14 protein-coding genes are annotated in these 15,338 nt (G+C 67.8%); 5 read left to right on the forward strand and 9 right to left on the reverse strand.

Annotation, left to right across the window (positions count from 1 at the left end; all coding sequences use genetic code 11):
* Nucleotides 1–30 precede the first annotated feature (30 nt).
* Together V9G04_17450 and V9G04_17455 are read left to right on the forward strand one after the other, a co-directional pair.
* On the forward strand, nucleotides 31–1,848 hold the full coding sequence (locus tag V9G04_17450) for an endonuclease/exonuclease/phosphatase family protein (protein MEI2715022.1): 1,818 nt from the start codon (nucleotides 31–33) through the stop codon (nucleotides 1,846–1,848).
* Entirely contained in the window at nucleotides 1,845–2,246 is a 402-nt protein-coding gene (locus V9G04_17455) for a hypothetical protein (GenBank protein ID MEI2715023.1), read from the forward strand. The genes V9G04_17450 and V9G04_17455 overlap by 4 nt, the downstream gene beginning before the upstream one ends.
* A 26-nt stretch (nucleotides 2,247–2,272) precedes the next feature.
* On the opposite strand, the gene V9G04_17460 is transcribed toward V9G04_17455, so the two are convergent.
* Together V9G04_17460 and V9G04_17465 are read right to left on the reverse strand one after the other, a co-directional pair.
* Nucleotides 2,273–2,728: a TfoX/Sxy family protein gene (locus V9G04_17460; GenBank protein MEI2715024.1), complete on the reverse strand. Its 456-nt coding sequence runs from the start codon at nucleotides 2,726–2,728 to the stop codon at nucleotides 2,273–2,275.
* Nucleotides 2,721–3,296, reverse strand: a complete 576-nt coding sequence (locus V9G04_17465; GenBank protein MEI2715025.1) for a dihydrofolate reductase family protein — start codon at nucleotides 3,294–3,296, stop codon at nucleotides 2,721–2,723. Before V9G04_17465 ends, V9G04_17460 begins: the two co-directional genes overlap by 8 nt.
* Before the next feature lie 115 nt (nucleotides 3,297–3,411).
* On the opposite strand from V9G04_17465, the gene V9G04_17470 reads away from it, so the two are divergent.
* Nucleotides 3,412–3,912 (forward strand): OsmC family protein, encoded by a 501-nt coding sequence (locus V9G04_17470; protein ID MEI2715026.1) that lies wholly within the window; start codon nucleotides 3,412–3,414, stop codon nucleotides 3,910–3,912.
* An 81-nt stretch (nucleotides 3,913–3,993) separates the two neighbouring features.
* Here the strand turns inward: V9G04_17470 and V9G04_17475 are convergent, their stop codons facing one another.
* The 4 genes from V9G04_17475 to V9G04_17490 form a co-directional block, all read right to left on the reverse strand.
* A complete protein-coding gene (locus V9G04_17475; GenBank protein ID MEI2715027.1) occupies nucleotides 3,994–4,929 on the reverse strand; it encodes an SDR family NAD(P)-dependent oxidoreductase in 936 nt (311 codons plus the stop codon).
* Nucleotides 4,926–7,454, reverse strand: a complete 2,529-nt coding sequence (locus tag V9G04_17480; protein MEI2715028.1) for an MMPL family transporter — start codon at nucleotides 7,452–7,454, stop codon at nucleotides 4,926–4,928. The genes V9G04_17475 and V9G04_17480 overlap by 4 nt, the downstream gene beginning before the upstream one ends.
* A 1-nt stretch (nucleotide 7,455) precedes the next feature.
* On the reverse strand, nucleotides 7,456–8,079 hold the full coding sequence (locus V9G04_17485) for a TetR family transcriptional regulator (protein ID MEI2715029.1): 624 nt from the start codon (nucleotides 8,077–8,079) through the stop codon (nucleotides 7,456–7,458).
* A 336-nt stretch (nucleotides 8,080–8,415) separates the two neighbouring features.
* A complete protein-coding gene (locus V9G04_17490; GenBank protein MEI2715030.1) occupies nucleotides 8,416–9,051 on the reverse strand; it encodes a hypothetical protein in 636 nt (211 codons plus the stop codon).
* Here V9G04_17490 and V9G04_17495 point away from each other — a divergent pair.
* Both V9G04_17495 and V9G04_17500 read left to right on the forward strand, forming a co-directional pair.
* Nucleotides 9,026–10,285 (forward strand): hypothetical protein, encoded by a 1,260-nt coding sequence (locus tag V9G04_17495; protein MEI2715031.1) that lies wholly within the window; start codon nucleotides 9,026–9,028, stop codon nucleotides 10,283–10,285. The genes V9G04_17490 and V9G04_17495 overlap by 26 nt on opposite strands.
* Complete coding sequence (locus V9G04_17500) at nucleotides 10,282–11,112, forward strand: SDR family NAD(P)-dependent oxidoreductase (protein ID MEI2715032.1); 831 nt, start codon at nucleotides 10,282–10,284, stop codon at nucleotides 11,110–11,112. Before V9G04_17495 ends, V9G04_17500 begins: the two co-directional genes overlap by 4 nt.
* 9 nt (nucleotides 11,113–11,121) lie before the next feature.
* On the opposite strand, the gene V9G04_17505 is transcribed toward V9G04_17500, so the two are convergent.
* From V9G04_17505 to V9G04_17515, 3 genes are all read right to left on the reverse strand, one after another.
* Entirely contained in the window at nucleotides 11,122–12,294 is a 1,173-nt protein-coding gene (locus tag V9G04_17505; GenBank protein MEI2715033.1) for an acetate kinase, read from the reverse strand.
* Nucleotides 12,291–14,357: a phosphate acetyltransferase gene (gene pta, locus V9G04_17510; protein ID MEI2715034.1), complete on the reverse strand. Its 2,067-nt coding sequence runs from the start codon at nucleotides 14,355–14,357 to the stop codon at nucleotides 12,291–12,293. Before pta ends, V9G04_17505 begins: the two co-directional genes overlap by 4 nt.
* A gap of 129 nt (nucleotides 14,358–14,486) precedes the next feature.
* The gene (locus V9G04_17515; GenBank protein MEI2715035.1) at nucleotides 14,487–15,320 is read right to left on the reverse strand and encodes a patatin-like phospholipase family protein; all 834 of its coding nucleotides are present in this window, start codon (nucleotides 15,318–15,320) and stop codon (nucleotides 14,487–14,489) included.
* Between the last annotated feature and the right edge of the window lie 18 nt (nucleotides 15,321–15,338).

Genomic DNA, 15,338 nt, shown 5'->3' on the forward strand with positions numbered 1-15,338 from the left:
TAGCGCCCGATTCCGCGATACAACCTGCGTATGCGCCGAGACATCTTGCCTGTGCTCGCGATCGGAGCCGCCTGGTGGCTTTTCAGTGATCTGGCCGCCGTGTGGGGGCCGTCACTGATCACCATCTTCGGGCAGGCGGCCGAGACTCCGGCAGAGCTGATGGGCCTCTTCGCGCTCGGGTGCGTGCTGAGTTCGTACGTCGTGGTCGCGCTCGCGCGTCGACTCCCCACCGCCGCGCTGGGGATCGCCATCCTTTGCCGGATCGTGCTGCAATTTCAGCCGGGCGGACAGGTGCAGTTGTACGTCGCCTCGCTCGGCGTCGCAGCCGCGCTGGCGTGGCTGTCGATGCTGGTCGCCCGTCAGGCGTCGATGACCGCTCAGGGCATCTGCTTGGGCTGGTTGCTGTCGGCGACGGCCGCTGCAGTCGGCGGCACCTGGCTCGCCGTGTGGCGTCTCGACGTGACCGGCATCGGCACCCTGGGGGTGCTGCTGGTGCTCAACACCGTGGGATTGCGGGTGGACGTGGGCGAGTCTGCACCTAGTCGTCGGCTTGCCTGGTCGGTGTTGCCCGTCGGCGTCGTGGCGGGCATCGCGATCGTCAACGCCGGCCGCGCTTCGGCGCTCAACCCCGACCACGGGCCGACTTTGCTGGTGGTCGGCTGCGCGCTCGCGTCGATGCTGATGTCGCTGCCGCTTTCTCGCTTTGTCGGTCTGGGCCTGACAGGGGTGGGTCTGATCGCTATTTGCCTGAGCCTGATCGTCACCGCTCGACGCGACGGCATCCCGGGCGTGCTCACCGACTGGTCCGAGCTCGCACTGCTGGTGGGTCCTGCCGGACTGGCCGAACTCCTGCGGCACGAATCGGGTGCTCGTACGTCCGGAGCGCGCGCCGTGCTCGGCGGTGCGGTGTTGTGGGTGGTGCTGTTCTTCGCCTATTACGCCGGCTATGACCTGGGCTATCGCGCGGACTGGCTGATCGTCGGCGTCACGGCGGCACTCGTGATCGCGTACGGCGTGGCGAGCGTCAGCCGGATCCGGGTCGTACCCGATCAATTCGGCGCCGCAGCCGCAACCGGCGGCGTCGCGGTCGTCCTAGCCCTGCTCGCCGCGCCAGCCCTGCCCTCGATTAGCTCGTCATCGTTCGCGCCGCCCGAGTTGGAGGTGGTGACGTACAACCTGCGGATGGGCTATGGCATGGACGGGCGTTTTGACCCCCGCGCGGTCGCGGAGGTCATCGGCGATGCCGACGTCGCGATGCTCCAGGAGGTCGACCGGGGGTGGTTCCTCAACGGTGGTCAGGATCAGTTGGCGATCCTGGCTCGGCTGACCCACAAGAACTTGTATTTCAATCCGGCCGCAGACCAGATCTGGGGGGACGCGATCCTCACCAGCCTGCCCGTCGAAAGCGTCACCGGCGAGCCGCTCTCGTCGTACGACGCCGTCACCGGCGCTGGTCTCCTGGCACTGCATGTCGACCTGCACGGCACACCGATGTGGCTGATGTCGACGCATGTGCAGCCGACGACGGCGCGTGAGGACGGGACCATCGATCAGGCGCGTGAGATTGCCGCGCTGGCAGAGCGGGGCGGTGCCGACGAGCGCGTGATCTTGGCGGGCGATTTCAACTTCGAACCCGGCTCGCCCTCGTTTCAGGCGATTCTCGGGTCGGGGCTTGTCGATGCCCTCGCCTCTCAACGCCCGGTCATGACCTCCGACTCGGTCTCTGCTGAGGAGCAGATCGACCACGTCTTCGCATCGTCGCACTTCGCGACCGTCTCAGCGTCGGCTGTCGATTCGCACGCGTCGGACCACCTGCCCGTACGCGTGGTGCTGAAGTTGCGCCCATGAGCGAGCCTTCGAGCAGCGACAGAAGGACCGAGCCGACCGACGAAAGCATCGATTCGGTGTTGTCGAAGGCGTCGTTGCTGCGCCGCGAGCAGGCCGAGACAGTGCTCGAACTGATGGAGTCGATCACCGGCGAAGCACCCGTCGCATGGGGTTCGATGATCGGTTGCGGCACGTCGGCCTATCTCACGGCGGACGGCAAGACGCACGAGACGTTCGCCCTCGGATTGGCCGCGCGCAAGGCGGCGCTGACGCTCTATGGCTTGACCTACTACGGCTCCAACACCGACCTGCTCGACCGGCTCGGACCGCACACGACCGACCCTCTATTTGCGAAGAACTGCGGCCGCGGGCGGGATTCGGGTCGCGCCGACCCGGCGTACGGCCGCAGTTCGTGCTGATTCGGGGGCGTGCTGCGCCGGTCTGACTACTTGGGCGGCAACGACAGTGCGTAGTCGCGCCCGATCCCGACGACCTGCGCGAAGTCCTCGTCGGATTCGATCCGCTCCAGGTCGACGTGCAACCAGCCGCCCATGGCCCGGCCGTTCATCTCCATCGGCCGGATGTGCTCCTCGACGAAGTCATCGATCCGCTTGGGGTCGGACCGCAGGATCAACTGACCTTTGCTGCCCGCACCCGCCGCCATGTTGCCGTGGAGCATGAACCCGATGCCGCCGAACATCTTCTTCTCGGTCAGCCCGGGCTCGTCGGCAAGGAAGTCACGGATGCGGGCGGCCAGCGCCTCGTCGTACGCCATGACGTCATCATGTCGGATCCAGCCCCGGTGGTTGAGGAGGGCGAAGCAACCCCGGTGGATGAGGAGGGCGAAGCAACCCCGGTGGTTGAGGAGGGCGAAGCCCGTCTCGAAACCCCCGTCAGTCACGCACCACGTCAAGCACCAACTTGGTGATGCCGTTGGCGTACGTCTGCGAATCCACGACTTTCAGCTTGGCCTTCTCGCCATCGTCGGCGAAGAGCCGCTTGCCGCTGCCGAGGATCACCGGGAAGACCAGCAGGTGATAGCGATCCACGAGCCCGGCCATGGCCAGCGACTGCGCCAGCGTGGCACTGCCGTGCACGATGATCGGGTCGCCAGCTCCCTCCTTGAGTTTGGCGACGTCTTCGACCGACCGCAGCACCGTCATCGGCTGCCACGGCGAATCGGCCACGGTCTGCTCTTCGAGAGTCGTCGACACGACGTACTTCGGCATCTGGTTATAGAGCGGGAAAACCTCACCCATCGTCGGCCAGATCTCGTGGAACTCCTGCCACGACTGACGACCGACCATCAGCGCACCGGCCTCCTGCTGCTCGGTGCCTTTGATCTCGTACGCGGCCTCGTCGAACTCGATGTCCTGGAAGGTCCAGCCGCCATGGGGGTGGTCGCCGCCACCGGGAGAGTCGATGACGCCGTCGAGGGTGATGAACTCGGTGATGATCAGTGTGCGCATGGTTTCTCCCGACGTGCTTTTGTGCCCGCTCGGCGGGTTTCTTGCGAACTTTTGTGCCCGCTCGGCGGGTTTCGTGCGTGCTTTTGTGCCGGGTCGGCGGGTTTAGGGTGCCGGGGTGAGCACCCACGAGTACGCCTGCCAGGTCTCGTGGCGCGGCTCCACCGGGGCGGGCTACGACGCGTACGACCGTACTCACCGCGTGTCGTTCGGCGGGCTGCAGGTGCGAGCCGGAGCGGTCCTCACGTTGTCGAGCGATCAGGCCTTCCGCGGCGATCCGACGCTGCTGAATCCCGAGCAACTGCTGCTCGCGGCAGCGGCGTCGTGTCAGTTGTTGTCGTTTCTCGCGGTCGCTGCGCGAGCGCGCTTGGACGTGACGTCGTACGACGATCACGCCAGCGCCGCGATGCCCGAAGACGACCCCCCGGTGCGGGTCACGGCGATCGAGTTGCGGCCCCGCGTGGTGGTGGCCGCGACCCGCGCCGATGGAGTCGCCGTGACAGCCGAGCGGGTGCAGCATCTCCTCGAGGTCGCACATCGGGAGTGCTTCATCGCGAACTCGCTCACCGCGTCGATCAGCGTCGTGGGCGAGGTGGAGTTGCTGACGCCGCGCGGCTGAGCGTGGACATCTTCGGGCGCCGGTGGCGAACCGGCCCGACCAGAACGGGTCGGTCCGACCCGAGACTGCGGTCGCAGTGTCTCAGCGGTAACGCTCGATCGCGGCGATGGCTTCGGGCGTATCGGCGTCCCAGCCGAACTCCGCCAACAACCCCCAGCAGTCCGGTCGGCTTCCGTCGGCATCCGTGACGCCATAGCGATCCGACAACTCTCGCGCGGTCATGACGCGACCCCGCCAGTCAGACGGCCGCGCACCATCTGAGGCCAGCGCGGCGACGCCGCGCGCAACGTACGTCGGCGACTCACTGATCCCGAACGACGGCTCCTTCGCGCAGAAGTCGCGCCAGTTCGACTCACTGACTCCGAAGCCGCGCAGCATCGACTCCGAGCGCAACCAGCCCGGCGTGACCCCGATGACGTCGAGCGGAAGGGATGCCGCATCTCGCGCCAGCACGTCGATGATCCGCTGCACCTGGGCCTTGACCAGGTCGTAGTAGACGCCGCCGGGTCGCGGCGTCCGGTTGACCTCGGCGTTGCCGTCGGTGACCTCGATCAGCAGTCCGCGCGAGTCGGGAGAAGACGAGGACAGCAGCAGCGGCACCGCGTGGTGCAGCGTCACCAGGTGCGAGTGCACGCCGAGTTCGAGCATTCGCAGACCGTTCGCGAGGTCGTGCGACCACAACGGCACACCCCATTCGGCAAAGGCATCTCCGCCGAACATGTCGTTGACCAGCACATCGAGGCGTCCGTACGACGACTCGATCCACGCCACCAAACCCGCCACCTCCGACGACGAGGTGTGGTCGACGACCCGCGCCTGGCACGAAGGCCCGGCCAGGTCGGCCGTTTCCTCGATCGTCTCGGGCTTGTCCTGATCGGACGGGCCAGAGACTCGGCTGCTGCGCCCCGTCGCGACGACCTGGAAGCCGGCTCGCGCCAACTCGACGGCGATGGCGCGGCCGGCTCCACGAGTAGCACCGGCAACGAGGGCGACAGGCTGGGCGGAAGGGGAGGTCATCCCCCCACAGTGCCAGCAAGCTCGCGCGCAGGCTTGACCTCGGTTGCGGCATCCAGGCGCTCACTCAACTTCGCGCCCTCGACATCGAGGTCGGGCAGCAGCCGGTCGAGCCACTTCGGGATCCACCAGGCCCGCTCTCCGAGCAGGTGCAAGATCGCGGGCGTCAACGTCATCCGTACGAGCAGCGCGTCCACCAGCACACCCACCGCCAGGCCGAAGCCGATCGGCCGGATCATCACCATGTGGGAGAAGACGAACCCACCGAAGACCGCGAACATGATGCCCGCGGCGGCCAACACGACCTGCGCGCCGTGGGTGAAGCCCGTACGCACCGCCTTGCGCGCGTCCTCGCCGTGTGCCCACGCCTCGCGCATCCCGGACACCAGGAACATCTGGTAGTCCATCGCGAGTCCGAAGAGCACCCCGATCAGCAGGATCGGACCGAAACTCATCAGCGGTCCGGGCGTATGCACCCCGAAGAGCGACCCCAGCCAGCCCCACTGGAAGACCGCGACCAAAGCACCGAACGCCGCGCCCACCGAGAGCAGGAAGCCACCCGTCGCGATCAGCGGCACCAGCACCGAGCGGAACACCCCGACCAGGATGAACATCGACAACCCGACGACCACCGCGAGATAGGTGGGCAAGGCGCCGCTGAGGCGTTCGGAGATCTCGATGTTGGCGACCGTACGCCCGGTGAGTCCCACGTCGATCCCGAGCGCCTCCTCCCAGGTCGCCTCGCTGTCGAGCAGCGCGTGCACGGTCTCGGAGGTGGCCTCGTCGGTCGGTCCGGAGTCGAGCACGACCTGGTAGGCATGCGTACGGCCGTCCTCGCTCGATCCGACCGGCACGACTTGGGCGACACCGCGGGTGCGGGAGAGGTTCTCGCCCAGGGTCGCGGTGACGTACGACGTCTCGTCCTTCGACAGGCCGGCGGGCAGATCCGCGGTGACCAGCACCGGACCGTTGGCGCCGGGACCGAACTTGTCGGCGATGGTGGTGTACGCCTGGTAGGCACTCGACGACGGCGCCTCGCTGCTGCCGTCGGGCAGTCCGAGCCGCAGGCTCATCGCCGGGAGAGCGGTCAGGCCGAGCAGGACCAGCACGCCCACCACGGTCAGCCAGGGGCGTGCGGTGATCAGGCGCACCCACCAGGAGCCGTGCTCCTCGTCGACAGCGATCCCATCGCGACTGCGCGCTTTGCGCCACGCACGCTTCGACGCGATCCGATGCCCCAGCAGTCCCATCAGCGCAGGGCCGAGTGTGATCGACATCAGCACGGCCGACAACACCGCCCCGGCGGCGACCAGACCCATCTGCGCCAGGATCGGCAGCCCCGAAAGGACCAGCGCGACCAGGGCCACGATCACCGTCGCGCCGGCGAAGACGACCGCGTTGCCAGACGTCCCGACCGCGCGGCCGACCGACTCTGTCAGCGGCATCCCGCGCAGCAGTTGCGTGCGGTGCCGCATCAAGATGAAGAGCGTGTAGTCGATGCCCACAGCCAGGCCGAGCATCAGCGCCAGCGCCGGGGTCATCGAGTGCATCTCGAAGAAGTACGTCGCGGCCATCGCACCGCCGAGACCGGTTGCGACGCCGATCAGTGCGACGAAGATCGGCAGCCCGGCCGCGATCAGTGAGCCGAGCAGCGCGAGCAGGATGACGCCTGCGGTGACGAGGCCGACGATCTCGCCGACACCGACCACGGACGACTCCATGGTGAGTTCGCTGCCGAAGTAGACATCGACTCCCTCGTCTGCCAAGGATTCGCCGAGCTTCACGATCGCGTCGCGGTCCTCTTGGGCCATCGACTGCGGGTCGAGGTCGAGGCCGATCTGACCGAGCGCGGTGGTGGCGTCCTTGCTGACCATCCGGAAGTCACCCGCCGCGGCGCGGACCTTCTTGCCGCGTTCGAGTTGGATGCGGCCATCCTCGATCTGCGTGCGAGCCTGAGCAATGCGGGCGGTGCCCGCCTTGAGTTGCGCGCGACCAGTCTGCAGTTGCGCTCTCAGCTCGGCTGCCTGCGGCGAATCCGAAGGCAACTGCGCCAACAACTCTCGACCGAGCTTGAGTTCCTTCTTGCCCCGCTCGAGTTCCATCGTGCCGACCAGCAGCTTGCGCTGCCCCTGCTTGAGCCGCTGCTCCCCGTCGGCCAACTGCCGCTCACCGTCATCGAGTTGGCGCTGGGCGACGAAGGGGTCCGCGACAGTCGAGACGTACGGCAACTCCTCCCACTGCGCGATGACGTCCTTGATCGCGTGGCGTTGTGCGGGCGTGAATTCCGAACCGTCGTCGGTGACGAAGACGGCCGTGCCGTTGTTGCCGCTCACCTCGGGCACCTTGGCTTCGAGGTCGTGGAGCACCTTCTCGAACTTCGCGTCCGGGATGTGTACGACGTCGGTGGGCTCGGAGCGTACGAAGCCCGCGGTGACGCCGAGCGCGATCAAGATGACGGTCCAGGCGGCGACCACGCGCCACCCGTGCGCCGCGCTCCAGCGCCCGAGTCGGTAGAGCAGGGTTGCCATGTCAGGCCTTCCGAGAAGTCGAGTCGAAGCCGGCGCCGAGCAGGTCGAGGGCATCGGCCATCAGGTCGCGGCGCAGGCGCAGGGTCTCCGGCGTCAGTTCGCCGCCCGTACGGTCGAACCACACGCGAGTGGAGGCTTCGAAGGCCGAGATCAACCCGGTGGCAGCCGCGTGCAGCCACAGGTCGTCGACGTCGTCGCCGAACTGCGTACGCAACTTGGCGACGAAGTCGTCGTGCCATTCGCGCGAGCAGCGTTGCAACAGTCCGGCGTGTGAGGGCGACTGGAGGGCGGCCAGGCCCAGCACCGTCACGAGTTCGATGAGGTCGGCGTCGTCGTCGCCGCGCGCCAGGTCGGCCAGCGTGGCCATCGGGTGGTCGCCGTACGCCTTGGTCGCCAGCAACTCGCCGATCGCGGCGAGTGCGTCGGTCACGACCGGCACGAGTGCGGACTCGACGGTCGGGAAGTAGTTGAAGAACGTCCGCCGGGAGACTCCGGCCAGGTCGGCCACCGCCTCTGCGCTGAGCGCGTCGACGCCGTGATCGCGGACGACCTCGTACGCCGCCGCGGCAAGCAGTTCGCGGGTCGCCTTCTTCTTGCGATCGCGCAACGAGAGGAGCTTGGTCATGTCTCCAGTGAACGCTTCGTTGCACTGTGATGCAAGTTTGCACGGATGTGCATCTAATCACGTGGCGATCGGGAACTTCTCCACGTCGAGTGCGCCGAACCCCCATCCCACGCGGGCGATCTCGCTGCGCGCCGCCGCCTTAACTGGAAGGATTGGGCCATGGTGCGCCCGATCATCGTCAACGTCAGCCTGGCCGGTCCCGAACTCGACTACGACGTGCAGGCCACCCTGCTCGGACAGACCTACCGGTTGGTGCGCCGCGGCACCTCGGGCGATGTCGCCGCCGCCGTCGCGATCGTCGAAGAATGGCGAGACCGCGCGGCTGCGTTCGCACTCTCAGGCGTACGCGAGGCGCGCGCGGTGGGCCTCTTCGACGGCACCGATGCCGAGGTCGAACCGATTCACGACGCCTGTGGAGACGTCCCCATCACCTACGGCGACCAACTCACCGACGTACTCCAGGAGTGGGCCATCCGGACGGTGCAGGCCCAGTCCCCGGGCTACTTCTCCAACGCTCGCACCCTGGTTCTCGGCAGCGGCAACCACGCGCGTACCGCGAAGGTCCTGGCGGAGTTCACCCCCAACGTCGAGTACGCCGACCCGTTGGCCACCCTCGACTCGACAGCGCTGCGCGCCGCCACCCGGGTGCTCGGCATCGCCGGCGACGTGGCCAGCCTGTCCATGCGGCTGATTCCAGGAAGGATCCGGGAGAGCCTCGTCGCCCCGGCGCAGTGGGTCAGCCACGAGATCGCACGCCGCGCCACCCGGGACTGCGACGTGGTCGTCGCGTCGTACGACGAACTCACCGGATTCGGTCTCGAAGACCTGGCCGGCAAGACCGTCGTGTCTTCGGCCATCTCCGAGGACCGCCTGGCCGAAGCTCGCCAGCCGCGGAGTCGACCGCGTCGTCGACACCACCCCGCAGCCGTTCCGGCACGTCACGGTCGTGGCCGCGGTGCTCGAGGCGATCATGATGATCCACGACGGCGACGGGAACCTGACCGCCGACGACGTCCTCCAGATCATTCAGGAAGCCGGGTTGGAGCCTCGCTCGCTGATGCCCAACGGGCCGCGACGCAAGAGCCGGTTCGCGTTCGTGATCCACCCGCTCTCGACCCAGTACTTCCGCAACGTCGAGCCCCTCGGCACCATCACGCAGGTGCCCGGGATGACGCCCGTCGTGGAGAAGGCCGCCGCTTATCTCCCGCCGTTCGTCTACAGCCACGTCACCGGCATCACCTCCCCGACCGGCGCCGAGACCGAGGGCTGGCTGATCACGGTCGGGGGGACGCCCAAGGAACTGTTGGCGCACAGCCCCGAGTTCACGTACGCCCGCCTGCTCGCTGCCGCCGAGATCGCTCGCAAACTCGGCGCCCAGGTGATGGGCCTGGGGGCCTTCACCAAGGTGGTCGGTGATGCCGGGGTCACCGTGGCGCGGCAGGCACCGCTGCCGGTCACCACGGGCAACAGCTACAGCGCGTCCGGGGCCTTGTGGGCGGCCCACGCGGCGCTGCGTCGCCTCGGGATCGTCGAGGTCGACTCGCGGGGGCGCCTGCGCGGCAAGACGATGGTGATCGGCGCGACCGGTGCCATCGGGTCGGTGTGCGCCCGCCTGCTCGCCCTGGCCAGCGACGAGTTGTGGCTGGTCTCCCCCGAGTCGGCCAAGCTGCTCGCCCTCAAAGCCGAGATCGAGTCGGAGAACCCCCGCGCCAGGATCTTCGTCGCGGCCAAACCCGACGACGCGCTGCCCGACATGGACATGATCGTCACCGCCACCTCGGCCGCGGGGCAGAAGGTGCTGGACGTGATGGCGCTCAAGCCAGGCTGCGTGATCACCGATGTCGCGCGCCCCCTCGACCTGTCGGCCGAAGACGTGGCCAAGCGACCCGACGTACTCGTCGTCGAATCCGGGGAGATCGAGTTGCCCGGCGACGACATCCACATCGGCGACATCGGACTGCCCGACGGCGTCGTCTTCGCCTGCCTGGCAGAGACGATCGTGCTCGCGCTGGAAGGGCGCTACGAGACCTTCACCGTGGGCCGCAACATCGAATGGACCAAGGTCAAGGAGATCTATCGCCTCGGCCTCAAACACGGGATGAAGTTGGCCACGATCTCCGGGGTCAACGGAGTCTTCACCGAGGCTGACTTCGACAGAGTCCGCGAACTCGCGCTCACCGCGCGCGCAGAAGGAGAGCAGTCATGAAGGACGTCGCCGGCCGCACCGTACTGATCACGGGAGCGGCGATGGGGATGGGCAGGTTGTTCGCGCAGCGCGCGGTGTCGGAGAAGGCCGCTGCCGTCGTCCTGCTCGACGTGAACCAGGAAGCGCTCGAGGCGACCGCGGCAGAGCTGGCCGGGCACGAGACCACGGTGCTGAGCGAGGTGGTGGACGTACGCCGCCTCCCCCAGATCCGGGCCGCCGCGAAACGGATCCGCAAGGCCGTCGGCGGCATCGACGTGCTGATCAACAACGCAGGCGTGGTCCGCGGCAATCACTACTTCTGGGAGACCGATCCGGTCGCGGACACCCGGTTCACCCTGGAGGTCAACACGCTGGCGCCGATGCAGTTGGCGCGGGAGTTCCTGCCCGACATGATCGAGGGTGGCCGCGAGTCGCGACTGGTCAACATCGCCTCTGCTGCCGGGCTGACCGCCAATCCGCGGATGGCGGCGTACGCGGGCTCGAAGTGGGCCGTGGTGGGCTGGTCGGACTCCGTACGCCTCGAGCTCGAGCAGGCCGGTCACGAACACGTGAGGGTGACCACGGTGTGCCCGTATTACGTGAAGACGGGGATGTTCGACGGCGCCAAGTCGGCCCCGCTGCTGCCGCTGCTGGAGCCCGACGACGTGGTCAACCAGACCTGGGCCGCGATGCTGAAGGGCCAACCGCTGCTGGTGATGCCGAAGACGGTGCTGATCAGCGAGGCCGCCAAGGGCGTCCTCCCGCTCGGGCTTCGTGACTTCGTGGCGGACAAGGTGCTGGGCATCTACAACACCATGGACGACTTCACCGGGCGCGAGAAGAGCTAGAGCCGGGGGTCAACGCACCAAGGCGGCGGCTTGCTGTGCGATCTCGAGTTCCTCGTTGGTCGCCACGACGTACGCCGCGACGTGTGACGTAGCCGTGGTCAGCAGGGCTTCGCCGGATGCTGTCTGGTTGGCGCCATGGTCCACCTCGACACCCAGGATCGTGAGCCGATCGAGCACGGCCGCCCGCAGCAGCGCGCTGTGCTCACCGATCCCGGCCGTGAACGCGATCGCGTCGAGACGACCGAGGACGGCGGCGTACGCCCCGACGTACTTCACCAGGCGATGCACCACCACGTCGAAGGCCAGTTTCGCGCGCTCGTCCCCCGCCGTCACGCCTTGCGTCAGTTCGCGGAAGTCACCGCTGCCGTTGAGGGCCACCAGGCCGCTGCGCCGATTGAGCGCCGCGTCGAAGTCCTGCACCGAGATCCCGGCGACGCGTTCGAGGTGCGCCACCAGTGACGGGTCGACGTCTCCCGAACGCGTCCCCATCACCAGGCCTTCCAGGGGAGAGACTCCCATCGAGGTCTCGACGCTCTCACCACCACTGACCGCGCAGGCCGACGCCCCGTTGCCCAGGTGCAGCACGATCACGTTGACGTCCGCCTCGGGCTTTCCCAACAGGGCCGCGGTGCGGCGGGCGACGTACGCATGCGAGGTGCCGTGGAAGCCATAACGTCGCACTCGATAGTCGCGACGCCACTCCTCGGGGATCGCATACGTGTACGCCGCGGGCGGCATCGTCTGGTGGAATGCGGTGTCGAAGACCGCCACGTTGGGCAGATCGCCGAAGACCTCACGCGCCACCTCGATGCCGCGCAGGTTGCCCGGATTGTGCAGCGGCGCGAGTGGGATCAGGCGTTCGATCTCGGCGATCACCTCGTCGGTGATCACCACCGGTTGGGTGAACTGCGCGCCGCCGTGGACGACCCGGTGACCGATCGCGATCAGGTCGGATTCGGCGAGCGAGGGGCCGTGGGTCTCGAAGGCCTCCAGCAGCACCTCGAAGGCGGCGCCATGGTCGGGGCAGGAGGTCGTACGCGTCTGGCTGTTGTGCCGCGTCGGCGACGACGGCTCGCCGATGCGCTCGATCAGACCGGCAGCGAGAGTGGAGCCGTCGCCTGCGTCGATCAACTGGTATTTCAGTGACGACGACCCCGCGTTGATCACCAGCACGCTGCTCATCGGCCCGCTCCCTGGATCGCGGTGATCGCGATCGTGTTCACGATGTCCTCCACCAGCGCGCCGCGACTGAGATCGTTGACCGGTTTGTTGAGCCCCTGGAGCACCGGCCCGATCGCGACCGCCGAGGCCGAGCGCTGCACGGCCTTGTAGGTGTTGTTGCCGGTGTTGAGGTCGGGGAAGATCAACACCGTCGCGCGACCCGCGACCGGCGAGTCCTTGAGCTTGGTGGCAGCCACGGCCGGGTCGACGGCCGCGTCGTACTGGATCGGACCCTCCACCAGGAGTTGTGGAGCACGCTGGCGTACGAGTGCGGTCGCCGCCCGCACCTTCTCGACATCGGCACCAGTTCCGGAGGCACCGGTCGAATAGGACAGCATCGCCACCCGAGGCTCGATCCCGAACTGGGCTGCCGTGTGCGCCGACGAGATCGCGATGTCGGCCAACTGCTCGGCCGTCGGGTCGGGGTTGATCGCGCAGTCGCCATAGACCAGGACGCGGTCGGCCAACGCCATCAAGAAGACGCTGGAGACCACGGAGACGTCCGGTGCCGTACGCACGACCTCGAGCGCCGGCCGTACGGTCGCCGCTGTTGTGTTGATCGAGCCGCTCACCATGCCGTCGGCCTCGCCGGCGAGCACCATCATCGTGCCGAAGTAGGACACGTCGGTGACGATGTCGCGGGCCTGGTCGAGGGTGACGCCCTTGTGCTTGCGCAATTCGGCGTACGTCTGGGCGAACTGCTCGCGCAACGGATCGGTGATCGGATCGACGATCCGCGCGTCGTCCAAGTCGATGCCCAGGCTCCGGGCTTTGGCACTCACCTGCTCGGGGTCGCCGAGCAGGACGAGGTCGGCGATGCCGCGTTCGAGCACGATCTGGGCTGCGCGCAGCACCCGCTCCTCCAGCCCCTCGGGCAGCACGATCGTCGACTCGGCGCTGCGAGCGCGTTGCACCAGACGATGCTCGAACATCAGCGGCGTGATCACAGTGCTGCGGGTCAGGTCGAGGCGTTTGACGATCGCACCGACGTCGACATGCTCGACCACGAGGTCGATCGCCGCCGCGATCTTGGCGGTCGAGGTGGCGGTGATCCGGCCGCGCGCGGCATGCAGAGCCGTGGCCGTGGCCATGGTGCCCGGCTGGCACGCGATCACCGGCAGTGTGATGCCCAGACCGTCGAGCAGGCGGCGTACCTGCGGCGACATCGGGAAGCCCCCGTTGAGGACGACGCCGGCCAGGTTGGGGAACGTCTCTGCGCGGTGCGCCATCAGCACGGCCAGCGCGATCTCCTCGCGGTCGCCGGGTGTGATCACCACGCTGGACTCGACCAGTCGGTCCAGCACGTGCGGCATCGTCATGGCGGCCACGACCAGCCCGAGCGACTCCTTGTCGAGGTGGGCCTCGTCGCCGTGGATGAGGTCACCGCCGACGGCCAGCATCAGATCTCGCACAGTGGGTGCGCGCAGGAGAGGTACGTCAGGGGTGGCCGACGTGACGATCTCGGGGTGGCGTCGGGTGAACTCGGAGCGGAACGCCGAGGCCTCATCGGCGGCGATCCGGCTCGCGATCACGCCCACGACGTGCGCGTGATGGTCGGCGGCAGCCTGGATCGCGATCTCCGCGGCGGCGCCCGACGCGGCGGCCGTACGCTCCGCAGCCGGCAAGATCACCAGCATCGCCGCCCCGAGATTGGCCGCGATCCGCGCGTTGTCGGCGAACTCGGTGGGCGTGGTCACGTCGGTGAAGTCGCTGCCGACGACGACGACGACTTCGGCCTGCTCGCTGACCGCGTGAAAGCGGTCGACGATGCGAGACATCGCAGCGGATTCGTCGGCGTGGAGGTCGTCGTACGTCACTCCGACGCAGTCTTGTTGAGCCGACTCACCTGGCAGGCGCGACAGCAGGAGTTCGAGCAGGTGATCGGGTTCCTCGGTGGAGCGTACGAGCGGTCGAAAGACCGCGACCCGTCCGGCCGTGCGGGCGAGGTGTTCGAGCAGTCCGAGCGCGATCGCGGACTTGCCCGAGCCGCCTTCGGTAGAGGCGAGGTAGATGCTCGTGGCCACGGGTCGAAACTACCGGCTGCTCACCACGCCCTCCACCCGCCGGTGGTTGAGGAGCGCCACAAGCGCGTTGGTTCCTGAGGAGCCGACGAAGTCGGCGTCTCGAAGGGCTCGAAACCACGCTGCGCGCGATCACCCTTCCCAGGCGGCGCGCACTTTCTCGGCGACCTCTTCCGCCTGACGTAGACCCTCACGGGCCGCGTCCGCGCGCTTGGCCGGATCGAGGACGTTCTTGCCGAAGGCCGCCAGTGCCTGTGCATCCGGCGTGATCACGACCTTGCGCTCGGCCTTGCAGCGGCCGAGTTGGGTGGAGATGCGGGTGCTGCGGCTGAACGCCTGCGGCAGCGGAGCGATCACCACCACTACGTCGGTGGCGTCGCTGGCGACGTCGACGTTCGCGGTCGAGCGCATCCCACCGTCGATGTAGGGCTCGTCCGCGATCGAGACCGCAGGCCAGATCAGCGGCACCGCGCAACTGGCTGCGACCGCGTGTACGAGGTCGATGCCGGAGTCCTTGGTGAAGACGCGGAAGGCGCCGGTGTCGGCCTTGACGGCCGTGATCCGCAGCTCACCCTCGGGCCACTCGGTCATCTTGATCCGGTCGCGGATGATCTGCACCCGCTCCTTCCCGCCGGCGGGATGGGCTCTGAGCGCGACCGACCCGATCCGTTTGCGCTTCGTACGTGAGGCGCCCGGCAGCAGCACGGCCGGCGCCAGCTTGAGCATCGTCATCGGACCGAACTCGGCCCCGAGTTCGGCATCGGCAGGTGCGACCTGGAGGTCGTACACCTCGTCGAGCGGGAGACTGCGAATCAGGGTGCCGACGACCGAACCGGCCGAGGTGCCGACCACCGTGTCGGCCGTGCTGAGGTCGATCCCGCGGTCGGCGAGGCCCTTGAGCAGCCCCGCTTCCCAGCCGATGCCGGTGAGTCCGCCGCCGCCCAGGACGAGCGCAGAACTAGTCATGAAATCCAGGTTACTCCT

Origin of the sequence: Nocardioides sp., from assembly GCA_037045645.1 — a bacterium.
In the GTDB taxonomy this organism is placed as follows: Bacteria; Actinomycetota; Actinomycetes; order Propionibacteriales; family Nocardioidaceae; genus Nocardioides.